Source organism: Tessaracoccus sp. ZS01 (assembly GCF_022342445.1).
GTDB lineage: Bacteria > Actinomycetota > Actinomycetes > Propionibacteriales > Propionibacteriaceae > Arachnia.
This window is the reverse complement of sequence record NZ_PQFE01000014.1, coordinates 46406-70814: the sequence shown is the minus strand read 5'-3', so window position 1 is coordinate 70814 and position 24409 is coordinate 46406. Positions and strand designations below refer to the sequence as shown.

The following is a 24409-nucleotide window of genomic DNA, read 5'->3' as shown; positions in this document are numbered from 1 at the left end:
CCGGTGGCGGGGACAGTTCAGGCCAGGTTGCGAGCCACCACAGCGGCGACCTCGCGGCCGCTGCGCACCGCACCCTCCATGTAGCCGTTGAAGCGGGTGGAGTACTCCGCCCCCGCCCAGTGCAGCACGCCGTCGGGTTCGGCCAGCACGGGCCCGTTCGTGGTCCACACGCCGGGCGAGAAGTGGGCGCCGTGGCAGCCTCCGGTGAACTTCTCGGTGCCCCAGTCGCGCTCGATGTAGGCGAGCGGCTCGGCGGCCTCCTGCCCGAAGCTGCGCACCACGGAATCCGTGAAGGCGCGCTCGCGCAGCGTGATGGAACGACGCGACAGCGAATCCGCATCCGCGCCCTCGAAGAAGCCCATGAGGTGGCCCTTGGAGGCGCCCACGGCCGTCGTGTCGAACGTGACCCGGACGGCGCCCTCATCGGCGGAGGACTGCCCGCTGAGGCCGCGTTCACGCCAGAAGGGTGTGTCGTAGATGAGGAAGGCCTTGATCACGTTGCCCGGGGCGACCTTGTCGGCCGCTTCGCCGCGCCACGCCGGCAGCGGCGGCTCGTGCTCGAGCGACATCGCGAGACGGGGAGGCAGGGTGGAGATGACCTGCTTGGCCTCGATGACCTCACCGTCGGCGAGGTGGAGGGTGGCGGAGAGGGGGCCGTGTTCCACCTTCACCACTTCGGCTCCCAGCCGGACGACGTCGCCGAGCCTGGCGGCGAGGGCCTCGGCCACCGTCGCCATGCCGCCCTGGACGCGACGCTGGTGGAGGCCACCGTTGCTGGCGAGCATGGATTCGAGATCCGGGCCGGAGTTGACCTGGTGGAGGCCCTCCAGCAGCGTGCAGTCCTTCGGTATGGGGCCGAACGCGGCGGAGTAGACCTCCGAGAAGCGACGCTGCGCTCCCTGCGTGCGCAGGTTGGTGGTGATCCAGCGACGGAGGTCCTGGTTCAGCCAGGCGTCGTTGGCCTTGCGCCAGGCGTTGTCGGAACGGAAACGCTCGGCGAGGCGGCGCAGGCGCAGCAGGCCCTGGCCCAGGTCTGAAACCTCGAACGGTGTGAGGGCCGGTTCGTCCTCCGACGACGGCACGGCCAGCGCCTGCCCGCGGAGACGGATGATGAGATTGCCCTCGGCGGGCAGCCCGATGACCTCGAGGCCGAGGTCGTCGATGATCTCGAGGAGCGAGTCGAAACCGGGGCCGATCCACTGGCCACCCAGTTCGACGTAGCTCCCATCGGCGAGGGTCTTGTTCTCCACGCGCCCGCCGACGCGGTTGCGAGCCTCGAGCACGGTGACACTCAGCCCTCGATCCACAAGATGCTGTGCGGCCACCAGCCCTGCAAGGCCAGCCCCGATGATGGCGCAGTCGAACACGAGTTTCCTCCTCTACCGGACGTCTCGGGCTCGTTCCCGAACGCAGACACCAGAGTACAAGGCGACCGGCGGCCCGATCCTCCTGGGTCGGCCATGGGACCTCACTCACCCCCGACGCGTCACGCCACAAAGGCTCAGACCCCCGGTCGGGGACCGGGGGCCTGGTTGGAGCCGCCCACGGGAATCGAACCCGTGACCTACGCTTTACGAGAGCGTCGCTCTACCGACTGAGCTAGGGCGGCAGCAAGACGGAACTATACAGAACCACGGGCACCTTGTGCCAACCGGCTACGAGCAGCGCTTCCCCTCGTCCGGGACCACCCCGTCGTACAGGAACTCGTTGACCGCGTCGCGGATGCAGGTGTTGTCGCCCGTGACCGCACCGTGACCGGCTCCCTCGAGCGTGAGCAGCGCGCCCGATTCCAGTTGCTCGACCATGGACACGGCCTGCTCGTACGGCGTGGCCGAGTCACCCGTCGTGCCGACCACGAGGATGGGGGGCGCGCCCGGGGCGGTGATCTCCAGTTGCGGAGCAGAGCCCGCCGTCCAGAACTCACAGGCGTACGACGTGCCCATGTTGGGCGCCATCACCGGCGCGGCGGAGAAGGTCTCCTTCCACGCGGGGAGCACTGCGGCGGCGCCCTCATCCACCCCGTCGACGCAGCCCATCGCGGGGAAGGCGTACAGCGGGGTCCCGTAGCTGTCCGGCGCGCGGCCGTTGTACAGGTCTGCGAGCATGAGCAGCGACTCGCCGTCGCCGGCGATGGCCTCACCGAGGTACTGCGCCAGAGAGCGGTAGGCCTGGTCGTCCTCGTACAGCAGCACCGCGATGCCCAGCGCCGCCAGCGTCTGCGTCAACTGCCTCCCGTTGACCTCCAGGGGCCTCTGGTCTAGGCGGGTCAACATGCTCTCGATGTCGGCGCGGATGGCTCCGGCGTCGCCGCCCAGATCACAGAGGTCTGAGCCGGCGCACCAGTCGATGAAGTTGTTCAGGGCGAGTTCGAACCCGGCCACCTGGGGTGTCGGTTCACGATCCGAGATCTCGACGGCGGCGTCGAGGACCAGCCGGCCGGTGGTGTCCGGGAACAACTGGGCGTACATGGCGCCCACGTAGGTGCCGTAGGACACGCCCAGGTAGTTCAGCTTGGGCGCGCCGGAGAGGTGGCGGAGCAGGTCGAGGTCGCGCACCACGTCGATGGTGGTGAGGTGGTCGAGCAACTTCCCGGAACCGTCGCGGCACTGCTGCGCGAAGTCGATGGAGCCCTGACGCAGCGCCTTGTCCTCCGCGGTGTCATCAGGGCTGCCGTCGAGCAGCACCATCTGCTCGGTCTCCTTGAACGTGCCGCACACCACGTGCGTCGACCCGCCGGTGCCGCGCGGATCCCAGCCGTAGGTGTCGTAGTTCTGCCAGCGGCCGGCCAGTCCCACCGCCATGTCCTGGCCGCCGAACCCGGGCCCGCCCGGGTTGACGAACAGCGGGCCGCGCGAGGAGTCACCGCCGGGCACCCGCGTCATCGCGAGTTCGATCGCATCGCCTTCGGGGTCCTCCCAGTCGAGGGGCGCCAGCACGGTGGCGCACTGGGCGCGGCCGCCCTGGCCGCATTCCTCCCACTCGACCGTCTGGGTGGCGTACTCGCCGTAGCCGCCCAGCCCGTCCAGGAAGTCGACGCTGGGCTGGCCCTCGGCCTGGTAGTCGAGTTGCCGATCCGCGTTCGCGTTGTCCACCGGGGGCATCGTGGGCTGCTCGGAGATGGCCTTCTCCGGAACTCCCGGCATCCGGGAACCGGACGGCACCGGCGACGGCGTCACCGTGCCCGGCCTGGTGGGCGTGGCGGGCGTGTCGCGGCTGCGTCCGCCGACCATGCCGCCGAGGAACAGGGCACCGACGAGGGCCAGCGCGATCATCGCCAGGATCATCTGGGTGACCTTGACCGACCTACTCATCAACAACCTTTCCCGCCACGCGTTCCCTACGCGCCCGCGCCGTCGAACATACCGACTCCAGCGGACAGCGCACGACCTCGCCCGTGGGCTGGCGCACCGTCACGGCGTTGGACGGCACGTCGTGCCCCACCACGACGCCGCCTCCCCCGTCGTCCGTTGTCACCTCATCGCCGATCGACGGGGCCTTCCGCAGGAAGTCCACGTACAGCGGGTGCTCATACTTCAGACAGCACAACAGACGCCCGCACGCCCCGGAGATCTGCAGCGGGTTCGCCGGCAGCCCCTGCACCTTCGCCAGCCGCATCGAAACCGGCTCGAAGTCCTCCAGGAAGGTGGCGCAGCACAGGTCGCGGCCGCACTGACCGATGCCGCCCAGCACCCTGGCGGCGTCCCGCGAGCCGATCTGCCGCAGATCGATCCGGGCGTCCAGCGCCCTGGCGAGGTCGCCGAGCAACTGGCGGAAATCCACCCGGTGCGGGGCGGTGTAGTAGATCGCGACGACGCGGTCATACTCGGCCGAACGGTCGAGGAAGTCGATGCCGACCACCTTCATCGGCAGCTGCCGCTTGGCGATCAACTCACGGGCCACCGTGTTCGCGTTGGCGCGGAGCAGACGGTTGCGCTCATCGCGCTCCATGTCCGCCTTCGACGCCGGGCCTGCGCAGCGCGGGAGGTCACCGTCGGCGAACTCCACGTGTTCGGGTGCCCACACGCACTGGGCCACCTCCACACCGTCGGCAGTGGGGTACCGGACCCAGTCGCCGACCGTGTAGTCGTGCTCTCCTGGGTCCAGGTAATGCAGTTGGCCGTGGCGCTCGAACGCCACCGCCATCACCCGTGTCATGCGCATAGCCTAACCAACGGCTCAATCCGCCGGAACGGGGGCGTCCCCGCGAGGAGAACCTCGCGGGGACGCTCACAGTGTCAGGCGGTCAGGGCGTCAGCTCCGGCGCGCCTCACGTGCGTCCTCACGGCTGCGGTGGATGGCGCCGTCGATGCCGAACCGGCCGCCGCCGAGCGACAGGAACAGCACGCCGACGCCCGCGAGCAGGAGGTCCTTGTCGCCGAGGAACCCTTCCATGCCCTCGACGAACGGGCTGAAGCTGCCCCACCGGACCAGTACGAGGGTGGCGACGGCGAGCACCGTCAGGAGGACGCCCACGACCCGCACACCCAGCCCGATCACGAGCATCACGGCCATCGCCGCGAGGGTAAAACCCACGATCCAAGCCACCAGGCGGGGCTCGGGGATCAGGGGCTGGCCGGCGAGGAACTCAGCGGTGTCGTCGATGCTGTACAGGACCTGGTACGCCAGGATGCCGAGGATGCCGGCCGTGATGAGGCGCAGCACGAACAGGCCGAAGCTGCCGAAGCCGCCGACGCCCCTGCGGCGGGGACGCATTTCGCGCTCCGCGTTCGCCTGGGAGGTCTGCACCATGCCGAGGCGGCGGTCGCGCTCCTCCTTCTCGGCACGCAGTGCTGCGGCGCGGGCCTCTTCCTCAGCGGCCTCGTCCGCGAGGCTGCGGCGCTCCGCCGTCGTGTCGAGCACCTGGGTCTCGTCGCCGTCCGTGCGGTACAGGCCCGCCATCCCGGGCGCGGCGAGGCCACCGGCGCTCGCACCCGCGGCGCCGCCCGTGGCGGCCGCGACGGCGGCCAGCGACGTCGTGGCGTCAGCGTCGCCCGAGGGGCGGCCGAAGCTCGACTCCTCAGGGCTGCGGACGGTGGTGGGCTCGTCGTCGTCGACGCTGGTGGCGCCCGAGTCGCCGGGGCGCTCGTCGTCCAGGTACTCGTCGTCCGGGTCCCCGGGGCGGGCGTCCGCCTCGGGCAGTTCGTTGTCGTCGACGAGGGTGGCGCCGGAGTCGCCGGGGCGCTCATCGTCGATCCCCTCCGACACCTCACGCGTGAGGTCTTCGTCGGCGGTGTCGACCGGGCGGTCGTCCTCGAACACCGTGGCGGTGCCCGGCACGTCGTCGTCCTCGGCGGCGGCGCCGGTGATCTCCTCGGGCGTCTCCCCCAGTTCGACGGTGGACACAGGCTGGTCCTCGCCGGCGACCGCGTCGTCCGGATCCGGGGCGGTGGGCAGGCTGGAGCGCTCCGCGATCGACTCGCCGGTCACCTCGTCCTGCGGGGTCTCCGGGAGGACCGGCTGCTCCGGTGTGTCCGGCTGCGCGGGAGGATTGGGCGCAGGCATGGCCTGCTCCGACGAGTAGTCGTCCCACTCGGTGGGCTCGACGGGCACACCGTAGTCGTCGGCCTCTTCCGTCCACTCCGCACGGTCGCGCGGCGTGCCTTCCTGGACCCAATCATTGTTGGACATCGGCTGTTCCTATCCCTGGGCAGTCTTGGTTTTCATCTTGGCACCGACTGGAGCCCCTGCCCGGGGTGACACGCCCGTCCGGCTCAACTCCGGCGCGCGAGCGACAAGCTGATCAGGAGCGACTCCAGCGCGAGCAGCGGGGCGACGTTGCCCTCCAGCGCGGTGCGCGCCTGCAGGATGGCGTCCAAGGCATGCACCGTCTGTTCGGGCGTGGAGCGGCGGGCGACGGGCTCGATCTCGTCTGCCAGGTCCGCGTTGACCAGCGGCACCCCCGGCGCGGTCTGGGCCACCAGCACGTCGCGGTAGTAGCCGGTCAGTTCCGTCAACACCCTGTCGAACGAGTCGCGTTGCAGCCGCTTGCCCCGCATCTTCTGCTGGTCTTCCAACTCCCGGATGGCGGCTTGGGCGTTGCGCGGCTTGGCGCTCCCCCGCCCCCCGATGCCGAGGGCCTCCTGCAGCGCCGCCATCTCCTTGGCGTCGAGTTCCGTGGTGGTCTGCTCAGCCTCCTCCTTCGCGGCGGCCACGAGGTTCTCCGCGGCGGTCAGGCAGGCCGAGACGGAGGTGAGCTTGCCGGGCAGCGTGAGGATCTCATGACGACGGATGCGGGCGGTCTCTGAGCGCGCCAGCATGCGCGCCCGGCCGACGTGGCCCTGGGCCGCGCGGGCGGCGTGGGCGGCGAGCGCCGGCGAGATGCCGTCGCGCTCCACCAGGAGCCGGGTGACCGCCTCGTCGCTGGGGGTGGCCAGCTTGATGGTGCGGCAGCGGGAGCGGATGGTCACGATCACGTCGTCCGGGTTGGGCGCGCACAACAGGAACACCGTGCGGGGAGCCGGTTCCTCCAGGCCCTTGAGCAACGCATCCGCGCCGCGCTCGGTGACCCTGTCTGCGTCCTCCACCACGACGATCTGGTGGCGCTGCTTGACCGGAGCCATGTTGGCGCGGCCCACGAGCGCCCGCACCTCGTCGACACCGATGGACAACTGCTCCGTGCGCAACAGCGTGACATCCGGGTGGGCGCCCGAGAGCGTGGTGCGGCACTCCTGACACTCACCGCAGCCACCCTGCGGGCACTGCAGGGCGGCGGCGAAGGCCTTCGCCGCGTTGGACCGACCGGACCCGGGAGGACCGACGAACAGCCAGGCGTGCGTCATGGCGTGCCGGTGCCCCTCGACGGCGCGGCGCAGCGTGGCCACCGCCCGCTCCTGCCCGATCAGCTCAGAGAACACATCACCCATGTGGCTCATCCTGCCATCAGGCGGCGACAGCATCACCCTCGGCAACCTCATCGGCCACGCGGGACTGCTCGACGCGCCGGGCCCGCAGGTGCGCCCGCAACGACCAGCCGACGGCGGCCGCGCCCAACGCGAACACCAGGAGGTAGGCCGGCAACTGTAGGCCCTCCGGCACACCGAAGCTGCGGACGAGCGAGCGGGCGTTGACCAGCACGATGGTCGCGCCGGCCGCCGCGCCCAGCACGCGTGGCGGCAGGTGCCGGACGAGCCAGGCGGCGATCGGCGCGGCGATCAGCCCCCCGAGAAGCAGCGCCCCCGCCATCCACGGCACGATCGCGCCGCCGCCCAGGCCAAGGAAGAATCCGACCGAGGCGGCAATCGCGATCAGGAATTCCGAGGCGTCGATGGTGCCGATCACCTTGCGCGGCTCCATGTGCCCCGACGCCAGCAGCGCCGGGGTACCAACGGGACCCCACCCGCCGCCGCCGGTCGCGTCGACGAACCCGGCGAACAGGCCGAGCGGCGCGAGGAACTTCGTCGGCAGCCGCTGACCGAGCTTGCGGGTGGAGATCCCGAAGAACGTGAAGCGCACCAGGACGTAGGCGCCGAGCACCAGCAGGATGATGGCCATCAGCGGCGCCGCGGCCTCCGTCGAGAGCCGGGAGAGGAACGTCGCGCCCGCGAACGCGCCGATGGCGCCTGGGACGCCGATGCGCAGCACCACCTGCCAGTCGACGTTGCCGAAGCGGTGGTGCGAGATGCCCGAGGCGAGGGTGGTGCCGATCTCGGCGAGGTGGACGGTGGCCGAGGCCATGGCCGGGTTGGTGCCGATGGCCAGCAGGAGCGTGGTCGACGTGACCCCGTAGGCCATACCGAGGGAGCCGTCGACGAGTTGGGCGGCCAGGCCGACGAGGGCGAGCAGGACGAAGTTGAGCATGAGGTGCCTTTGTTGTGTCTGGGGTGGTGTGGGCGTGCGGGAGCGGCTAGCCCAGACACATGGCGCTGTTGATGCGCATCAGGACGACAGGCGTGGGAGACGTCAGTGTGCTCTCGGCGGCGGAGTCGAACATGCGGAGAGTCAAGCAGCTACATCGGCGCTTGTTAACATCGAATCCCCTGGTTTCGCTGCACGCGGAACGCGGAATATCTCGCTACCAGCCGCATTCACGGCCAGGAAGGTCTCAGCCGGCGAGGAGGGATTCGATCCGGCCGGCGATCTTGGCTGCCATGAGATCCCTGCCCTCCAGCGCCTTCATCACGAAGTACTCCTCGGGCCGCTCGGCGGCCAGTGCGAGGAAGTGCCGGCGCACCCGGCGGTGGAACTCCAGGCCCGCGCTCTCGAGGCGGTCCTTGTCCTGCTTGATCGACACCGCGTCGTCGGGATTGGCGTCGAGGAGGATCGTGAGGTCCGGCCGTAGACCGCCGACGGCCCACCAGGCGATATCGGCGACCTCGCCCAGCGCGAGGTCCCGGCCCGCACCCTGGTACGCGATCATCGAGTCCACGTAGCGGTCGCAGACCACCACCTCGCCGCGCTCCAGCGCCGGGCGGATCACCTCGTGCACGTGCTGGGCCTTGTCGGCCGCGTACATCAGCGCCTCAGCGCGGTGGTCGACGTCGCCGGATGCGGGGTCCAGCACCAGTCGGCGCAGGGTGGCGCCGAGTTCGGTGCCCCCCGGTTCGCGCGTCACGATGTGCGGCAGGCCCCGGGTCATCAACCACGACTGCAGGCGCCGAACCTGCGTGGACTTGCCCACCCGGTCGCCGCCCTCGAACACGATGAACAGTCCGCTCATGAGGTGGGCTTCTTCAACTGCTTCGCCTGCTTCTTCTTGGCCTTCGCCAGCAGCTTCCGCGCCTCGGCCACCCGCTCGGGCCAGCGCTGGATGAAGTCGCGTCGACGCAGCGCCGCCCCGCCCCGGGTCCGCTCGTAGTCGAGGCCCAACTGGTAGGCCTGAGACGGCGACAGCCCGTCGAGTTCGGGGGTGCCGCTGCGGAGGCCCTTGGACGCCCTCCGCAGTTCGTCGAGCACCTCGTCGAGCGTCCGCAGCATCTTGCCCATCATCTTGGGCATCATCGGGGCCAGCACGTTGGCGGCCACCTCCAGCTGCTCGGCCGCCCGCAGCGCCGCCTGCCAGGCCTCGTCGGGCGACGCTGGCGTGAGGCTGCGGCAACGGTCGGCCAGGATGAACGTGGCCTGCTCGGTACGCTCGAACAGCAGTTTCGCGGCCGGCTGATGCGACAGGTCGCCCAGCCTGGGCGCGCGGGCCCCGGTGACCAGCGCGTCGATCGCGTGCAACGTGGGCTGCTCGATGTCCATGGCCGAGGCGAAGGGCAGGCCGGTGAGCACGCTCTCGACGCTCTCCCGCCAAGCGGGTTCGAGCACGGTCGCGAGGCCCCGGAGGTCACGTCCGAACTCCCACAATCGGTGGTTCAGCGCGCCCACCTCGTCGGGGTTACCGGTGCGTCTGTCGAGGTCTGCCCGCACGATGTGGCCCAGGTGCCCGGCGAAGATCGCGGCGACGAACTCCTCGAGGGACGCGTCGCGCCACAGCTCGCGGGGCTTGGGGAACCCGGTGAGGCCGGTGGCGGGGGCGCCCAGCCGCTGCTGGAGGTGGGGGAAGTCCGTCACCAGCGTGGACCCCCCGGCCTGGGCGGCGCTGAGCAGGAACTCGCGCTGCTGACCGGTCAGGGCCTCGCTGGGCGTGAACGTGACCTCGCGGTATTCGGCGCTGAGCACACCGTCGCGGCGCACCTGGACCTTGTCGTCGCGGACGATGGCGGCGGTCGCGTTGTCCGCGTCGCGGAGGAACCACTCGTCGCGCTCGCACGTCATGGCCGCGATGGGTCCGAGCGTCGCGCCGCGCACGAACGGCTTCACGAGGCGGGCGAACCGCTCCGGGAGGTCGCCGCTGCCGGACACGGGCTCCGCCTGCTCGCTGGGCAGGTGCGGTTCCCACGCGGGGGCGGCGAGGTACCACTGGCCGGCACCGGCCACCACGCGGTGGGCGACGACGACGCCGGCCCTCAACAGGCGACCGTCCGGCGCGTCGATGATGGTGCTGTCCATCACGAAACTCGCCGAGGGCCTGCGCACGAGGCGCTCCAAACCGACCGCGGTGGAGGTGAATTGTGGTGGTTCCGAGGTGAACGGGACCTCGAACCGGATCGCGCCCTTGGGTGTGCCCTTCTTCGCCATGGCTGTCAGCCTCACTACTTCTTGGGGGCTGCCTTGCGGGTGGTCGTCTTGCGCGTGGTCGTCTTGCGCGCAGGACGGGTCGACGGGCCCTTGGCCCGCTTCTCAGCGATCAGTTCGAAGGCGCGTTCCGGGGTGATGGCCTCGGGCGCGTCGTCACGGCGCAGGGTGGCGTTGGTCTCGCCGTCGGTGACGTAGGGCCCGAACCGGCCGGACTTCAGCACCACAGGCTTGCCGGAGACCGGGTCTGCGCCGAACTCCGCCAGCGGGGCGGCCGCGGCGGCGCGTCCGCGCGTCTTCGGCTGGGCATAGATGGCCAGCGCCTCCTCGAGCGTGATCTCGAAGATCTGGTCCTCGGTGGTCAGCGACCGCGAATCCGTGCCGCGCTTCAGGTACGGGCCGTAGCGTCCGTTCTGGGCGGTGATCTCGTTGCCCTCCTCGTCCTTGCCGACGGTGCGGGGCAGGCTGAGGAGCTTGAGGGCGGTGGGCAGGTCGAGCGAGTCCAGCGACATCGACTTGAACAGCGAGCCGGTGCGCGGCTTCTTGGACTTCGGTGCGTCCTCGGGCAGCACCTCGGTGACGTACGGGCCGAAGCGGCCGTTCTTCGCCACGATCATGAGGCCGGACGCCTCGTCGACGCCGAGCTCACGCTCCTCGTCGAGTGGCTGGGTGAGCAGCTCCTCGGCGACGGCGACGGTGAGCTCGTCCGGCGCCAGCTCCTCCGGCACGTTGGCGCGGCGACCGTCAGAGGCCTCCACGTAGGTGCCGTAGCGGCCGACGCGCACGTCGATGCCGGAATCCTTCAGCGGGAAGGTGGACAGGGCGCGGGCGTCGATGTCGCCGAGCTCGCTCACGAGGGATTCGAGGCCGTGATGGGTGTCGCCTTCGGCGCCGCGGTAGAAATCCGTGAGCACCTGGAGTCGCTGCGCCTTGCCGGAGGCGATCTCGTCGAGCTGGTCCTCCAACTCGGCGGTGAAGGCATAGTCCACCAGTTCGGTGAAGTGCTCCTCGAGCAGCCGGGTGACGGCGAACGCCAACCAGGTGGGCACCAGGGCCGAGCCCTTCTTGAAGACGTAGTCACGCGCGGTGATGGTGCGGATGATGGAGGCGTAGGTCGACGGGCGGCCGATCTCCAGTTCCTCCAGCTTGGCCACCAGCGACGGCTCGGTGTAGCGCGACGGGGGGCGGGTCTCGTGGCCCGCGGGCTCGGCCTTGGCGACGGCCAGCTCCTGCCCCTCGGTGAGCACCGGGAGGCGCGACTGCGCGTCGTCGGAGGTCGACTCATCGTCGACGCCCTGCACGTAGGCCTTGAGGAAGCCGGGGAAGGTGATGGTGCGGCCCGAGGCGACGATGCCGGCCGAGGTGGCCTCGGCGTCGGCGACCGTGGTGGCGCCGATGGTGGCGTCGATCCTGATCGAGACGGACTCGCCGCGGGCGTCGGCCATCTGCGAGGCCAGGGTGCGCCGCCAGACCAACTGGTAGAGGCGGTAGGCGTCGCCCGAGAGACCGGTGTCGTCCGGGTGGCGGAAAGAATCACCGGCGGGACGGATCGCCTCGTGCGCCTCCTGCGCGTTCTTGACCTTCGAGGCGTAGACGCGGGGCTTGTCGGGGAGGAACCGCTCGCCGAACAGCGCGCGCACCGCCTTGCGGGCGGCGGTGATGGCCTCACCCGAGAGCGACACCGAGTCGGTTCGCATGTAGGTGATGAAGCCCTTTTCGTAGAGTTCCTGCGCCACCGACATCGCGCGCTGCGACGAGAAGCCCAACTTGCGGCCGGCCTCCTGCTGCAGCGTGGTGGTGCGGAAGGGCTCGTAGGGGCGGCGGGTGTAGGGCTTGGCCTCGACGGAGGCGACGCGGAGGTCACCGTCGGCCAGCGCCCCAGCCAGCGCCTTGGCCGAGGCCTCGTCGAGCACCAGCGCGTTGCCGGCGGTGAGCTCGCCGTCGGCGTTGAAGTCGCGGCCCTGCGCCACCTTCGCGCCACCCACCTCCACGAGGCGGGCGGGGAAGTTGCGGGGGTCCGTGTCCGGGCCGCCGTCGAGCGTGAGGTCCAGGTCCCAGTAGGACGCGGGGACGAACGCGATGCGCTCGCGTTCGCGGTTGACGATGAGGCGGGTGGCGACCGACTGGACGCGGCCGGCCGACAGCTTCGGCATGACCTTCTTCCACAGCACCGGCGACACCTCGTAGCCGTACAGGCGGTCGAGGATGCGGCGGGTCTCCTGCGCGTCCACGAGGTCGACATCGATCTCACGGGGGTTGCGGACGGCCTCCTCGATGGCGGACTTGGTGATCTCGTGGAACACCATCCGCTTGACCGGCACCTTGGGCTTGAGCTCCTCCATGAGGTGCCACGCGATGGCCTCGCCCTCGCGATCACCATCCGTTGCCAGTAAGAGTTCGTCGACGTCCTTGAGCTTGGCCTTCAGGTCCCGGATGGTCGCCTTCTTGTCCGGCGAGACGACGTAGATGGCGTGGAAGTCGTCGTCGACGTTGACCCCGGTGCGCGCCCAGGCCTCGCCCTTGTACTTGGCGGGCACCTCGGCGGCCTTCGTGGGGAGATCGCGCACGTGACCACGGCTCGACTCCACGATGTAGTCGCCGCCGAGGTAACCGGCGATCTTGGTCGCCTTGGTCGGCGACTCGACAATCACGAGACGCTTGCTTGACATGCAGATCTGTCCTTTAACAACGGGGAAACTCGTGAGGAACAATAGCCTGAGCTGTCAAGCTTGCCCGCTTCGGGCACTCGAACCCCTAGCCGCGGCGACGTCGGCCCTTGGCGTCCCACTGCACTTCGGTACCGGTGCGCGGGTCGATGATGCGGTCCTTCTTGGAGAGTCGCAGGAACCAGCCACCCCAGGCCGCCAGCAGGACCACGCCCAGCGTCAGCGACGCCCAGACCGGCATGCCGAACGGCAGCTCCGTCCCGTCGGAGAAGAGCGCCAGGACGCCGCTGACGAGGAACCAGCCGGCCACTGCGGTGTAGCCGAAACCGGCGAGGGCGAACAGGACCTGTCCCCGGAAGAGGCGCATCAGGAAGGGAGCGGATTGATCCGCGACGGCGACCCCGGTGGCGCTCGCCCGTTCGGCCGCATACGCCTTGACGGGGCCGAAAGCCTCGACGGGATCCTCCCCCGTCTCGGCGACGTGGGACTCCACTTCGGCCAGGATCTCCCCGATCCGGTCGCCGGGCACGTCGAGGAGGCGCAGTTCGAGAGTGAGGTCGTCGATGTAGCCGGTGGCGTTCATGAGTGCTCCTTCAGGAGGGCGGAGAGGTTGTGGGAGAAGGCACGCCAGGTGTCCGCGCGGTTGCGGAGGTCCGCCGCGCCGTCGGCGGTGAGCCGGTAGTACTTGCGGCCGGGGCCGGAATCACCGGCGCGCCAGTCGGTGTCGACGAACCCGGCCTCTTCGAGGCGGCCGAGGATGGGATAGAGGGTGCCGCCCTTGACGGTGCCGAAGCCGGCGTCGTTCAGGCGGCTGGTGATCTCGTAGCCATAGGTCTCGCCCTCGGCGATGATCGCAAGAACGGCCACTTCGAGGAAGCCCTTGAGCCAACTCGACGGCCAGGGAGTTGCAGGTACCATGGCTAGATCGTATATCTATCTAGTCAGCGATGCAACCTATATCGCGTGGGAACCGTCGCCGGCGAGGATCAGCATCTGGTCGAGGAGGGCCTGACGGATCTCTGGAAGAAGCGCGGCGGCCAGCTCCGCAGCGTCGAGGTCGAGGACCTGCGCGACGGCGGCCACCACCTGGCCAACGGTCAACTCGCCGTCGAGCGCGCCGAGGGCGGCGGCCAGGGCGGTGTCGGCTTTGATGGCACGCAGGAGCCCCACCCGCTGGCGGAACACCACGTGCTCCGGATCCTCCGCGCCGGGCCGGCCGATGGTCTCCTGCTCGACGTCGACGAGCCGGGGCCGGGCGGCCAACAGCTCCGCGGTCGGTAGCTGGAACGCATCCACGGCGGCAAGATGCCGGGCGAAGACGTCTCCCACCGGCTGGGCGACAGCGTGCGGCCAGCTCTCAAAACGGCAGTGGGGCTCGGCCCGCTCCGCCCTGGTGACGAGCACCCATCCCATCCCGATGCTGCGCACGCCCAGGCGCTCGAAGTAGGCCAGCCACTCGTCGTAGGCCTCCCTCCACCGGTCCGTACCCGCCAGCCCGGCGTCGGTGAGCCACATCTCGATGTAGGAGAACACGTCCAGGCGCTCCCGCTCGATGATCCAGGCGTCACAGGCGTCCGGGATCCAGGCGCCGAGCCGCTCCTCCCACGGCTGGTCCGTCACGGCCCAGTTGGTCAGCAGTTGCAGCGACCCCCCGGGGGTGAGGTGGTCCGCGGCACCGCGGATGAGGGTCTCGACGAGGGAGTCGCCCTCGAAGTTCGCCTCCCGGTAGGTGAGGGTGTCGGCCTCGTCGGTGGGCGGGCTCATGACGAACGGCGGGTTCGACACGATGAGGTCGAACCGCTCCCCCGCCACCGGCTCGTAGAGGGATCCGTTGCGGTAGTCCACCTCGACACCGCCCAGCCCTGCGGTCACCCTCGCCAGTTCGAGGGCGCGCTCGTTGACGTCCGTGGCGACCACCCGGCCGGCGTGCCGGCTGAGATGCAGCGACTGCACCCCACAGCCGGTGCCGAGGTCCAACGCCGTGTCCACAGGCGTGCGCATGGTCAGCTGCGCGAGCGTGGTGGACGCGGGCGACACTCCCAGCACGTAGTCAGGGCGGATGGGCGACATCCCGTGGTCCAGGCCCGGGGTCGGGTCGGCCACCACCCATCCGGACGCTCCGTCATCCGGCGAGCCGTAGGGGCGGATGTCCACGACGGCGCGGACCGAATCCCCGTCCATCCGCACGAAACCCTCCTCCAGCAGGGCGTCCACGCCGACCGCGGCGGCCACCACCTCACGCGGCACCGCCTGTTGGAGGATGAAGAGCCTGATCAGCGCGGCCTGCGGGTCTGCGGCGTCGCCGAGCGCCACGTCGGCCGGCACGGTGCAGTTGCGCCCCAGCCCTGCCTGGCCGTCCTCCCCGATCCGGTCGACCACCGCATCAGAGGTGTAGCGGGCGGCGGTGAGCTGGTCGCGGAGCGCGGCGGTGTCGATGGCCATGGCGACATCTTAGGCAGGGCGGCGTCGGCTGAATCGCCATCGACGAGGCCTGTCGACCTGACCCTCCCGGTTGCGACCATGGGCGCATGGCACTGAAGAAGAACGTACTGATCGCCGCCCTGGCGGCGGCCGCATTGGGGGTCAGCGCCTGCAGCGGAACCGCGGAGACCCCCCAGACGCAGGCCCCGGCCAGCTCACCCGCAACGGCCGAAGAGACCGGAGCGGGCGGTTCGGAGAGCCCTGCCACGGAGACCTCCGCCGAGGCGACGCCGACGGAGGAGGAATCGGCCACCGCCGAACCCAGCGAGGAGGAGTCGACCCCCGAGGGGTCCTCCGGCGAGCTCCCCTGGGACGAGGGCCCCGTGGACACGGAGGCCTTCCTCGACCTGTACCGCCCGGTGCAGGAGTCGATCACGACGATGAAGATGACCACCTCGACGTCGGTCCCCGGTTCCGAGACCGTCACCTACGTCGACAGCACGGACCCGGCCAATCCCCGCACCTACACGGTGCTGGAGGCCGCCGGGAAGAAGGTGGAGTCCGTCACCGAGGGCACCACCGCCTATACCCGGACCGACGGCGGGGCCTGGCAGGAACAGCAGATCCCCGACTCGGCTGAGGGCACCAAGCCCACCCTCGATGCCGAGACCCTCCGTGGCCTCGTCGAATCCATCGAACTCGTGGACAAGGCGGAGCGGAAGTTCACCGTGGTGCTGGATCTGGGGGCCCTGGTGCCCTCTGCCGCGCCCGGGGCGGAAGGGATCGCCACCACCTGGTGGCTCGATGACCAACTGCGCCTGGTGAAGCAGGAAATGACGATCATGGAGGCGACGGTCATCACGGAGTACTCCGACTTCAACCAGCCGGTGGACATCCCGCAGGTGCCGTAGGCCTGAACTGGAGCGCCCGCGACGGGGACGGATCCCTGCCGCGGGCGCTTCTGCACTCTGCGGAGACTCGCACTGCCTTGTTCCGTCAGACGGAGTCTGTGGCTCCCTGCCAGAGGTTGATGCCTCCCACTCCGGAGTGCCCGTCGATCGCCGAGAGCTCGTCCTCGGTGAAGGCCAGGTTGGTGAGGGCGTCGAGATTCGCGTCGAGCTGGCGCACCGACGAGGCGCCCAGCAACGCGGAGGTGACGGACGCTTCGCCCTGGTCGCGGAGCACCCAGGCAATGGCCATCTGGGCCAACGACTGGCCGCGGCCCTCGGCGATCGCGTTCAGCGCGCGGAGGTGTTCGAGGTTCTTCTCGTTCAGCAGCCCCTCGTCGAGCGACTTCCCGGCGGCGGCGCGGGAATCAGCCGGGATGCCGTCGAGGTAGCGGTCGGTGAGCATCCCCTGCGCCAGCGGCGAGAAGGCGATGACACCCATGCCGTTGGCGGCCGCGGACTGCAGGAGGCTGGGCTCGCCGTCCTCAACCCAGCGGTTGAGGATGGAGTACGACGGCTGATGGATGACCAGCGGCGTACCGAGTTCGCGCGCGATCTGCTGGGCCTTGGCCGTCAGCTCCGCCGAGTACGAGGAGATGCCGGCGTACAGTGCCCGGCCTGAGCGGACGATGAAGTCCAGGGCCTGCATGGTCTCCTCGACAGGGGTGTCCGGGTCAGGACGGTGGTGGTAGAAGATGTCGACGTAATCGAGACCCATGCGCGCCAGCGAGTCGTCGCAGGACGCGACGAGGTACTTGCGCGAGCCGCCGAAGCCATAGGGACCGGGCCACATGTCCCAGCCGGCCTTCGATGAGATGACCAGTTCGCTGCGGTACCGCTTGAAGTCCTCGGCGAAGTGCCGGCCGAAGTTCGTCTCCGAGGAGCCGTAGGGCGGGCCGTAGTTGTTCGCGAGGTCGAAGTGCGTCACGCCACGGTCGAAGGCGCGGCGCAGGATGTCGCGCTGGGTCTGGAGCGGCTTGTCGTCTCCGAAGTTGTGCCACAGGCCCAGCGAGATCGCGGGCAGTTTCAGGCCGGAGGTGCCGAGCCGCCGGTACGGCATGGAGTCATAACGGTCTTCCGCTGCAACATAAGTCATACCGTCAGCCTATTGGCACCCCGGAGGCGGTGCTGAAATCGGTCACGTTCCGGCCGTGGCACTGCGCAGGAAGGTCCGTGGCGCTCCGGGCAGGGCCGGCTCCAAGGGGGCCCGGACCGCGATCTCGACGACGACGTGCCGGCCCCCGCCCCGCACTGCGCACTCCGCGACCGAGACCCCGTTGCGGACCGCGGCCTCGCCCGCCGCGGAGCAGGGGTCAGCGCCCTGGACCGACGCGGACACCGCTGCGAGGGCGGCGAGCTCGGCCGCCTGTTCGGCGTGCCGGGCCGCCGAGAACCACGCGATCAGGACCCCAGCCACGGTGAACGACGCCAGGAGTGCCAGGCTCATCCCCATCGTCAGTAGCACCCCTGCCGAACCGCGCTCGGTGCGTCGGCTCACGGCCCGATCCCCGGTTCGTAGGCGGCCCAGGCCCGGGCGGAGACGTCGACGACGCCCAGCTTCAGAACGGGCACCGACAGCGTCACGCTGGCCTGGACCCCGAGGTGCTCCCTGGCTACCTCTATGCGTGCGCCTTTCGGCACCCGGGCCCTGGCTTCGGCGAAGGCTTCGTCGTCACCCCGGGCGGCCTGCCGGGCCAGCTGGGCGCTGGCCTCGGCGGCCGTTGCCTGGGCCACTCCGAGGAGGGAGGCCCCGACCAGGCCGACGGTGAGGACCACGGCGAGCAGCAACCCGACGCAGAGCTCGACGGCGACCATCCCCTGTTCACCCCGCCGGGTCCTCCCTCCTCGGATCACCCTCCGACCTTGAGCAGATCGGAGATGTTGAAGTCGCCCTGCAGGACCTTGCCGAAGACGCCAGTGACCCAGTCGAAGAGCACCTGGAAGAACGCGTTGTCGGAGAAGACCCGGACCAAGAGGATGGCGACGGTGGCGGCGGCGAGCAGGCCGATGGCGTACTCGACGGTGGTCAGGCCCCGCTCGGTGAGGCGGCGCAGCTGCGCCGTGCGCTGGGGGTGGAGCACGAGGTTGGACATGGAGGTTCCTTTCCCGAGGTCGGCCGCCTTTCGGCCGGTCTCACCCCCATTGATCGGAAAAGGGCACCCTGAATCACCGCGTGAACCCGCGTGTGTGGATGGATCAGGCGGACAACACCGCGGGCTGTGGACAACGGGTGATCGCCCTAGACTCCGCGTCGAGCAGCAGCCCGAGCAGCTCGGCCGCATCCGGCTTGTTCAGCACCTGGTTGGCGTTGCCACACTTGGGCGACACCACGCAGGCAGGGCAGCCCTCGGCGCAGCCGCACCGGGTGAGGCGCTCGAAGGTGGCTGCCAGCCACTCCTCGATGACCTCGTAGCCCCGGTACGCGAAGCCGGAGCCGCCCGTCATTCCGTCGTGCACGAAGATCGTGCAGAGGCCGGTGTCCGGGTGCAGGGCGGTGCTGACGCCGCCGATGTCCCACCGGTCGCAGGGCGCGAACGCCGGCAGGAGCCCGATGGCGGTGTGCTCCATGGCGTGGGCGGCCGCCCCCATCTGGAGTTCAGCCCAGCCCAGGCGGCCGGCGAGGTGCGCCGGCACCGTCCACCACACCGCCTGCGTGGTCATCCGGTGCAGCGGCATCTCCAGGGCGGTGGTATCCCACACCTCATGGGTCACCTCGTCGCGACGGAGGTAGGCCATCACCTGGGAATCCAGCCGCACGTCACCCCGGCAGACCTCCGTGACACCCAACCGCTTGCGGTCCACCTCGCGGAGGATCTCGATGTCGAACGACGACTGCGGCTGCGTGTAGTACCTCGGCCTGCCCTGGACGACGAACGCCTGGTGCTCCTCACGGTCCAGTTCGTCGACGAGGAACGTCTCGCCCTGGTGGAGGTACACCGCGCCGGGATGGACGGTGCGGTCCGCGGCCGCCATGTCGACCACGCCGACCACCCGGCCGGTGTCGCGCTCGATGATGTCGACGGGGCGCTCCCCGATGGCGCGCAGGTCGATGAAGTCCACGGCCCGGTCCGGCCTCGTCCAAAAGCAGCGGCCGGCGCGGTTGCGCAACACCCCCTGCTGCGCCAGCGCGTCCGCCAATGCGGAGGTGGTGGGGCCGAACCAGCGCTCGTCGTCTGCTGACAGCGGCAGTTCCTGGGCGGCTGCGGCGAGGTGGGGCCCGAGCACCCGCGGGTTCTCGGGGTGCAGCACCGCCCGCTCGACGGGGGCGTCGAAGATCAGTTCCGGATGCTCGAGGAGGTAGACGTCCAGCGGGTTCTCCCGTGCCAGCAACACCACGAGCGCGTCCTGGCCGCGGCGCCCCGCGCGGCCGGCCTGCTGCCAGAACGACGCGAGCTTGCCCGGATAGCCGGAGACCAGCACCGCGTCCATGCCCGCCACGTCGACGCCGAGCTCCAGCGCGTTGGTGGAGGCCAACCCCCGAAGCTCGCCGCTGTGCAGCGCCGCCTCGAGCTCGCGCCGGTCGTAGGCCAGGTAGCCGCCGCGGTACGAGGCGACCCTGGTGGGCTCGCGCGCCACCTCCTGCGCAGCCAGGGAGACCAGTTCGGCACCCTGTCTGGACGGGACGAACGCGATCACCTGCCTGCCCTCGTCCGTCAGCCCCGCCAGCAGGCGGGCTGTGTCGTCGCGCAGCGACTTCTCCGGCCGCCACAGCGCCACCGTGCGGCGGCCCGACGGTGATGCGTCCTCGTCGACCACCTTCACCGGGCCGGCCCCGATGAGGGTCTCCGCGAACTCCCGGGCGTTGGGCGCCGTGGCCGACGACAGCGCGACGACGGGGTCTGCCCCGTACTGGGCCGCGATCCGCCGCAACCTGCGCAGCACCTGCGCCACGTGCGCCCCGAAGATGCCCTGGTAACGATGGGCCTCGTCGACGACGATGTAGCGCAGCGACCCCAGGAACCTCGACCACCGCTGGTGGTTGGGCAGCATGGAGAAGTGCAGCATGTCCGGGTTGGTCAGGATGAAGCTGGCATGGTCTCTGGCGAAGCGCCGCTCGGCCTCGTCCGAGTCACCGTCGAGCGGGGTGATGCGCCACGTCTTCGGCCCGAGTGCCGCCGCCGCCCGGGCCTGGTCGTGCGCCAACGCCTTGGTGGGCGAGATGTACAGCGCCGTGTGCCTGGGGCCGGTGAGCCGGGCGCGCATCGAATCCACGGTGACGCCCACCTCCCCATGTACGGCGCCGGTGATGATGGGCATGAGGTAGCCGAGCGATTTGCCGGAGCCGGTGGGCGTGCACACGATGCTGTGCTCGCCGTGGAACAGGGCGTCTGCGAATTCCACCTGGTGCCGCCAGGGCGCGGCGATGCCCGCTGCGGAGATCTGTTCTGCGGCCTTAGCCGGCAGCCAACTGGGCCACGCGGTGGGCACGCCGGCGGCGGCTTCGCGCTGTGAAACAGCGGTCACCTCGTCGCGGCCCAGCACCCAGGAAAACGTCACTCCTCAACTGTGCCAGCCACCACCCACAATTTCTGAATCGACCGCCGTGTCGATTCAACCCGAGAAGAAATTCTGGATCAGCCCGGCGACGATGGGCACCACCCCGACCAGGATGAAGGCGGGCAGGAAGCACGCCATCAGTGGAACGACCGACCTCACCCCCACCGTCCGGGCGGCCTTCAGCGACCGATCCCGGAAGTCCTGCCGGGCATCCTCGGCGTGCACCCTGAGCACGCCGGCGAGCGACGCGCCGGACCGCTCGGCCCGGGCGATGCCCGCCGCCGGCTGCCCCCAGACCGGGTGCTGCCGCAGCCGGGCCCACGCCTCAGGCCCAGCCCTGCCGAGCGCCATCTGCCCCGCCACCTCCCGCAACAGCTTCTGCGTGGCGGGCGGCGACACGGCCGCCACCGCCTCCACTGCGGCGGACATGGGCTGGCCCGCTTCCAGACAGACGCTGAGGAAACCCAGGGCGTCCGGTAGCTCCGCCGCCAACTCACCCGTGTCCGGCCGTGGCGCACGGTACCCCAGCAACACCACCGACCCGAGACCGACGACCAACCCTCCCGCCACTCCGGGCACCCCGTCGAGGACCAGCATCAGGAGTGCGCCGACGGCCACGCCCAGGAGCGCCCGTTGCCGCAGCGGCAGGGCCCCCTCCCTGCCCTCCAGCCACGCCGGGACCCTCCGTTCGGGCCGTGCCCGGAGCCGCTCCAGCGCCGCAGCCGGCGCGGGCATCGCCACCACCACGGCCAGGAACGCGGCCAGGGCCGCCGTCAGCAACTGGTTCACCTGACCGCACTCCTTCCCTGCGCGAGCTTGTCGATCCACAGCACCCCGGCGGCGGTCAGTGTCACCGCGGCGAGCACCAACACCTGGCCGATGACACCGCCGAACAGGAAGCGCAGCGGGTCTGCACCGGCTGCGAAGCCGAGGCCGACAGCGAGGAAGGGCAGCGCCGCCATGATGTGGCCACTCGCTCGCGCGGCCGCCAGTTCGGCGTCGATCACGGCCTGCAGTTGCCGCTGGCGCCGCAGGTTCTCTGACACCGACGACAGCACGTCCGCCACCGGGGCCCCACTCCTCTCGCTCACCCGCCACGCCGACGCGACGGACCGCATCCCGCCCTGACCGGGGACGGAGGCGACCCGTTCGAGCTCCGCCCCCACATCCGAACCCAAGGCGGCGGCCGCAGCCGCGGGGGCGAGGACGGGCGAGTCACGCGCCGCCTCGGCGAGCGCCACGGTGGGAATCTGACCGGACCGCAGCAGGGAACTCAGCACCCGGGCCGCCGCGGCGCACTCGCCCGCCCGCCTGGACGCGCTGCGTCGACGGCGCGCGCTCACCACCAACCAGCCGGCAGTGCCGAACGCGATGGCCCCCACCGCCATCCAGCCGACCGCCCGGAGACCCAGCGCACCGGCTGCCCCGACCGCTGCGAGCAGCCCGAGCACCACCCACGGCGACACCCGGGTGGGCAGCCGTCGGCGGCGCGGCGCCAGGCGCCGCAGCCCGGGCGCGGGCCCGACCAGCACCGCCGCGGAGAGGGCGGCCACCAGCGCAGCGCCGGTCACCACCCCACCAGCCTGGTCAGTTCGGCGCCGGCCTCCCCCTCGTAGCGCACCCGTCCCCCGACGAAGGACGCCGCCGGCGCGATCTCGACCAGGCCGTCGGAGCCCCGCCGGAACAGCCCTATCTGGTCCACCGCCCGGGCGCCTGACCGGCTCCGCCGGAGATGGACCACCAGTTGGAGGGCAGCGGCCACCTGGGCATGGCACGCCTCGCGGCCCAGCCCGCCCAGGGCCGCGAGGGCTTCCAGGCGGGCGGGCACGTCCTGCACCGAATTGGCGTGCACCGTGCCGCAACCCCCTTCATGCCCGGTGTTCAGCGCGGTCAGCAGGTCAGTCAGTTCGGCACCACGCACCTCTCCCAGCACGACGCGGTCCGGGCGCATCCGCAGCGCCTGCCGCACCAGAGTGGTGAGCGTGATGGCGCCTGTCCCCTCAGCGTTCGCCGGCCGGCCCTCGAGGCGCACACAGTGCGGATGGTCCGGCACCAGTTCCCGCGCATCCTCCACCACCACCAGACGCTCATGGCCGGGCACCAAGGCCAGGAGGGCCGAGAGCAGCGTGGTTTTTCCCGTGCCGGTGCCGCCGGAGATCAGGAAGGGCAACCGTGCAGCCACCACGGCCCGCAGCAGGCGCTCACCCTCCGGCGGCAACGAGCCGTCCGCCACGAGGTCTGCCACCGAGAAGCTCCGGCGGGCCGGCACCCGCAGCGACAGGCAGGTGCCCGGCGCCGCCACCGGCGCGAGCACCGCATGCAGCCGCACCCCGCCCGGCAGACGCCCGTCGACAAAGGGCGACGAGTCATCCAGGCGTCGCCCGGCGGCGGCCGCCAGCCGGATGGCGAGCCTGCGCACCTGCTCGTCATCCACGAAACGCACCTCCGCGCGTTCCAACCCCCGGCCGCGGTCCACGAACACCTCACGGGGCCCGTTCACCACGACGTCAGAGACCCCCGGCTCGGCCAGCAGGTCGTCGAGCGGGCCGGCCCCGACGCTGTTGCGCCGCAGCTGGGCGAGCACGTCGTGCACCACCGCGTCGGTCACGATGACGCCCATCCCGCGCAGCGCCGCCGCCACGTCCACCGGGGTGTGGGTGCGGCCCAGCCCGGCCAGGCGGCTCTGGAGCACATCGAGTTGGACCTCAGCCACCGCGCACCTCCGCCAGCAGCGCCGCGACCTGCCTGCGGTACCGGCGCGCAGCCGCGCTGACAGGCGACAGCCCCAGCTCCGCCAACCGGATCACCGCCTTCTCGTGGGTGATGGCCGCCAGGCAGGGCAGGCCCAGCGCGCGCGAGACGACCTCTGCGGGGATGGACCGGCCGGGCCCACGCCGGACCACCACCGCACCGGGCTGCACGGACCGGCCCTCGACCAGCATCCGCGCGGAGGCGACGGACCTCACGTCCGCGCCGACGACGAGCAGCGTCCGGTCCGGCTCCACCGGCGGCGCCTCACGGCCGGCATCGATGACCACGAGGTCTGCGGAGCGGGCCAGCGAGCCGACGGCGGCCGCCACCGCTGCCGCCGGTGGCGCGGAGGACGACTCCCGCCCCTGCGCCAGGAACGCCGCCCCCTCGGCCATGGGCAACCCGCCCATGAGATCCCCCAATTCGCCCCGCGCATGACTCAGGTCAGGCCACCGCACGCCGTCGACGGTCTCCGCTCCGACGAGGAGGTCCAGCCCTCCGCCCGCCTGCGCCAGGTCCACGCACGCCGCGCGCATCCGCTGTGCCGCCGCCACCAGCGCCAACGAGGCCGCCAGCGTGCTCACGCCCAGGCCGCCGGAGGCGCCCACCAGCGCCACGACCGTGGCCCGCACCGCGTCCGCGCGCACCGCCGTCGAGATGGCCTCCGCCAGGTGACCGCCGTGGTCAGGCAGTGGCAGCACCGGCAATGCGAGGGAGGCGGAACACCGCGCCAACTCCGGCGGCGAGGCACCGACGAGGTAGGCCTGCCCGGGCGCGACGCCCGTCCAACGCGTGGCGACCTCCGTGGAGACCAGCCGCAGCGCCGCCTCCGGCCAGGCCACCCGCACCTCATCAGGATGGTGGGCCACACGCAACGGCACCTCGAAAGCGGCCGCGGAGACCTCCACCGCCTCGATGACGGCCGGGTCCCGGGAGCAGAGCAGAACGTAGGGGTCCATGCCCACCACTGTGGTCAACGGGCAGCCCGATTTTCGACGGATGTGCCCCGTTGTGGATAACCTTCCCCGGCGCGGCGTCCTCCGTCGTGACGCACAATCAGCCAGCTAGGCT

At 70.7% G+C, this 24409-nt stretch carries 22 protein-coding genes and 1 tRNA gene; 1 reads left to right on the top strand and 22 read right to left on the bottom strand.

Annotation, left to right across the window (positions count from 1 at the left end; translation table 11 throughout):
• Nucleotides 1-17 precede the first annotated feature (17 nt).
• From C3E87_RS11630 to C3E87_RS11570, 13 genes are all read right to left on the bottom strand, one after another.
• The gene (locus tag C3E87_RS11630; RefSeq protein ID WP_076063040.1) at nucleotides 18-1367 is read right to left on the bottom strand and encodes an FAD-dependent oxidoreductase; all 1350 of its coding nucleotides are present in this window, start codon (nucleotides 1365-1367) and stop codon (nucleotides 18-20) included.
• A 166-nt stretch (nucleotides 1368-1533) separates the two neighbouring features.
• Nucleotides 1534-1609: transfer RNA gene (locus tag C3E87_RS11625), tRNA-Thr, on the bottom strand.
• A gap of 46 nt (nucleotides 1610-1655) precedes the next feature.
• The gene (locus C3E87_RS11620; protein WP_083665617.1) at nucleotides 1656-3311 is read right to left on the bottom strand and encodes an alpha/beta hydrolase; all 1656 of its coding nucleotides are present in this window, start codon (nucleotides 3309-3311) and stop codon (nucleotides 1656-1658) included.
• Nucleotides 3304-4155, bottom strand: a complete 852-nt coding sequence (locus C3E87_RS11615; RefSeq protein ID WP_076063038.1) for a regulatory iron-sulfur-containing complex subunit RicT — start codon at nucleotides 4153-4155, stop codon at nucleotides 3304-3306. The genes C3E87_RS11620 and C3E87_RS11615 overlap by 8 nt, the downstream gene beginning before the upstream one ends.
• Before the next feature lie 96 nt (nucleotides 4156-4251).
• On the bottom strand, nucleotides 4252-5628 hold the full coding sequence (locus C3E87_RS11610) for a DoxX family membrane protein (RefSeq protein ID WP_076063036.1): 1377 nt from the start codon (nucleotides 5626-5628) through the stop codon (nucleotides 4252-4254).
• An 83-nt stretch (nucleotides 5629-5711) separates the two neighbouring features.
• Nucleotides 5712-6863 carry a DNA polymerase III subunit delta' gene (locus C3E87_RS11605; protein ID WP_076063033.1) on the bottom strand — a complete coding sequence of 384 codons (1152 nt, stop codon included), beginning with the start codon at nucleotides 6861-6863 and terminating at the stop codon, nucleotides 5712-5714.
• A 16-nt stretch (nucleotides 6864-6879) separates the two neighbouring features.
• Nucleotides 6880-7797, bottom strand: a complete 918-nt coding sequence (locus C3E87_RS11600; protein ID WP_076063031.1) for a sulfite exporter TauE/SafE family protein — start codon at nucleotides 7795-7797, stop codon at nucleotides 6880-6882.
• A 244-nt stretch (nucleotides 7798-8041) separates the two neighbouring features.
• On the bottom strand, nucleotides 8042-8656 hold the full coding sequence (gene tmk, locus C3E87_RS11595) for a dTMP kinase (RefSeq protein WP_076063028.1): 615 nt from the start codon (nucleotides 8654-8656) through the stop codon (nucleotides 8042-8044).
• A complete protein-coding gene (locus tag C3E87_RS11590; protein ID WP_143571015.1) occupies nucleotides 8653-10059 on the bottom strand; it encodes a hypothetical protein in 1407 nt (468 codons plus the stop codon). The genes tmk and C3E87_RS11590 overlap by 4 nt, the downstream gene beginning before the upstream one ends.
• Nucleotides 10060-10073: 14 nt before the next feature.
• Nucleotides 10074-12725: a type I DNA topoisomerase gene (topA, locus tag C3E87_RS11585; RefSeq protein WP_076063024.1), complete on the bottom strand. Its 2652-nt coding sequence runs from the start codon at nucleotides 12723-12725 to the stop codon at nucleotides 10074-10076.
• Between the two features lie 85 nt (nucleotides 12726-12810).
• On the bottom strand, nucleotides 12811-13305 hold the full coding sequence (locus tag C3E87_RS11580) for a hypothetical protein (protein WP_076063022.1): 495 nt from the start codon (nucleotides 13303-13305) through the stop codon (nucleotides 12811-12813).
• Entirely contained in the window at nucleotides 13302-13640 is a 339-nt protein-coding gene (locus C3E87_RS11575) for a PadR family transcriptional regulator (protein WP_076063020.1), read from the bottom strand. Before C3E87_RS11575 ends, C3E87_RS11580 begins: the two co-directional genes overlap by 4 nt.
• Nucleotides 13641-13676: 36 nt before the next feature.
• On the bottom strand, nucleotides 13677-15164 hold the full coding sequence (locus C3E87_RS11570) for a methyltransferase (RefSeq protein ID WP_076063017.1): 1488 nt from the start codon (nucleotides 15162-15164) through the stop codon (nucleotides 13677-13679).
• An 86-nt stretch (nucleotides 15165-15250) separates the two neighbouring features.
• Between C3E87_RS11570 and C3E87_RS11565 the strand changes: the two genes are divergently transcribed.
• On the top strand, nucleotides 15251-16054 hold the full coding sequence (locus C3E87_RS11565) for a hypothetical protein (protein ID WP_076063015.1): 804 nt from the start codon (nucleotides 15251-15253) through the stop codon (nucleotides 16052-16054).
• A gap of 85 nt (nucleotides 16055-16139) precedes the next feature.
• Here the strand turns inward: C3E87_RS11565 and mgrA are convergent, their stop codons facing one another.
• The 9 genes from mgrA to ssd all read right to left on the bottom strand — a co-directional run bounded on the left by mgrA (nucleotide 16140) and on the right by ssd (nucleotide 24297).
• Nucleotides 16140-17186, bottom strand: a complete 1047-nt coding sequence (gene mgrA, locus C3E87_RS11560; protein WP_076063013.1) for an L-glyceraldehyde 3-phosphate reductase — start codon at nucleotides 17184-17186, stop codon at nucleotides 16140-16142.
• 42 nt (nucleotides 17187-17228) lie between these two features.
• Nucleotides 17229-17588 (bottom strand): Rv3654c family TadE-like protein, encoded by a 360-nt coding sequence (locus C3E87_RS11555; protein ID WP_143571014.1) that lies wholly within the window; start codon nucleotides 17586-17588, stop codon nucleotides 17229-17231.
• Nucleotides 17585-17905 carry a TadE family type IV pilus minor pilin gene (locus tag C3E87_RS11550; protein ID WP_076063010.1) on the bottom strand — a complete coding sequence of 107 codons (321 nt, stop codon included), beginning with the start codon at nucleotides 17903-17905 and terminating at the stop codon, nucleotides 17585-17587. Before C3E87_RS11550 ends, C3E87_RS11555 begins: the two co-directional genes overlap by 4 nt.
• 35 nt (nucleotides 17906-17940) lie before the next feature.
• Nucleotides 17941-18183: a DUF4244 domain-containing protein gene (locus C3E87_RS11545; RefSeq protein WP_076063008.1), complete on the bottom strand. Its 243-nt coding sequence runs from the start codon at nucleotides 18181-18183 to the stop codon at nucleotides 17941-17943.
• Nucleotides 18184-18286: 103 nt separating this feature from the next.
• Entirely contained in the window at nucleotides 18287-20587 is a 2301-nt protein-coding gene (locus tag C3E87_RS11540; protein ID WP_076063006.1) for a DEAD/DEAH box helicase, read from the bottom strand.
• Between the two features lie 54 nt (nucleotides 20588-20641).
• Entirely contained in the window at nucleotides 20642-21376 is a 735-nt protein-coding gene (locus C3E87_RS11535) for a type II secretion system F family protein (protein ID WP_076063004.1), read from the bottom strand.
• Complete coding sequence (locus C3E87_RS11530) at nucleotides 21373-22161, bottom strand: type II secretion system F family protein (protein ID WP_076063002.1); 789 nt, start codon at nucleotides 22159-22161, stop codon at nucleotides 21373-21375. Before C3E87_RS11530 ends, C3E87_RS11535 begins: the two co-directional genes overlap by 4 nt.
• Nucleotides 22155-23300 (bottom strand): TadA family conjugal transfer-associated ATPase, encoded by a 1146-nt coding sequence (locus C3E87_RS11525; protein WP_076063000.1) that lies wholly within the window; start codon nucleotides 23298-23300, stop codon nucleotides 22155-22157. The genes C3E87_RS11530 and C3E87_RS11525 overlap by 7 nt, the downstream gene beginning before the upstream one ends.
• Entirely contained in the window at nucleotides 23293-24297 is a 1005-nt protein-coding gene (gene ssd / locus C3E87_RS11520) for a septum site-determining protein Ssd (protein ID WP_076062998.1), read from the bottom strand. Before ssd ends, C3E87_RS11525 begins: the two co-directional genes overlap by 8 nt.
• Nucleotides 24298-24409: the final 112 nt, after the last annotated feature.

Excerpts from the sequence above, each read along its gene's own strand:
- C3E87_RS11620 (WP_083665617.1), bottom strand. The coding sequence starts at position 3,311 with ATGAGTAGGTCGGTCAAGGTCACCCAGATGATCCTGGCGATGATCGCG.
- C3E87_RS11615 (WP_076063038.1), bottom strand. The coding sequence starts at position 4,155 with ATGACACGGGTGATGGCGGTGGCGTTCGAGCGCCACGGCCAACTGCAT.
- C3E87_RS11610 (WP_076063036.1), bottom strand. The coding sequence starts at position 5,628 with ATGTCCAACAATGATTGGGTCCAGGAAGGCACGCCGCGCGACCGTGCG.
- C3E87_RS11605 (WP_076063033.1), bottom strand. The coding sequence starts at position 6,863 with ATGGGTGATGTGTTCTCTGAGCTGATCGGGCAGGAGCGGGCGGTGGCC.
- C3E87_RS11600 (WP_076063031.1), bottom strand. The coding sequence starts at position 7,797 with ATGCTCAACTTCGTCCTGCTCGCCCTCGTCGGCCTGGCCGCCCAACTC.
- tmk (WP_076063028.1), bottom strand. The coding sequence starts at position 8,656 with ATGAGCGGACTGTTCATCGTGTTCGAGGGCGGCGACCGGGTGGGCAAG.
- C3E87_RS11590 (WP_143571015.1), bottom strand. The coding sequence starts at position 10,059 with ATGGCGAAGAAGGGCACACCCAAGGGCGCGATCCGGTTCGAGGTCCCG.
- topA (WP_076063024.1), bottom strand. The coding sequence starts at position 12,725 with ATGTCAAGCAAGCGTCTCGTGATTGTCGAGTCGCCGACCAAGGCGACC.
- C3E87_RS11580 (WP_076063022.1), bottom strand. The coding sequence starts at position 13,305 with ATGAACGCCACCGGCTACATCGACGACCTCACTCTCGAACTGCGCCTC.
- C3E87_RS11575 (WP_076063020.1), bottom strand. The coding sequence starts at position 13,640 with ATGGTACCTGCAACTCCCTGGCCGTCGAGTTGGCTCAAGGGCTTCCTC.
- C3E87_RS11570 (WP_076063017.1), bottom strand. The coding sequence starts at position 15,164 with ATGGCCATCGACACCGCCGCGCTCCGCGACCAGCTCACCGCCGCCCGC.
- C3E87_RS11565 (WP_076063015.1), top strand. The coding sequence starts at position 15,251 with ATGGCACTGAAGAAGAACGTACTGATCGCCGCCCTGGCGGCGGCCGCA.
- mgrA (WP_076063013.1), bottom strand. The coding sequence starts at position 17,186 with ATGACTTATGTTGCAGCGGAAGACCGTTATGACTCCATGCCGTACCGG.
- C3E87_RS11550 (WP_076063010.1), bottom strand. The coding sequence starts at position 17,905 with ATGGTCGCCGTCGAGCTCTGCGTCGGGTTGCTGCTCGCCGTGGTCCTC.
- C3E87_RS11545 (WP_076063008.1), bottom strand. The coding sequence starts at position 18,183 with ATGTCCAACCTCGTGCTCCACCCCCAGCGCACGGCGCAGCTGCGCCGC.
- ssd (WP_076062998.1), bottom strand. The coding sequence starts at position 24,297 with ATGGACCCCTACGTTCTGCTCTGCTCCCGGGACCCGGCCGTCATCGAG.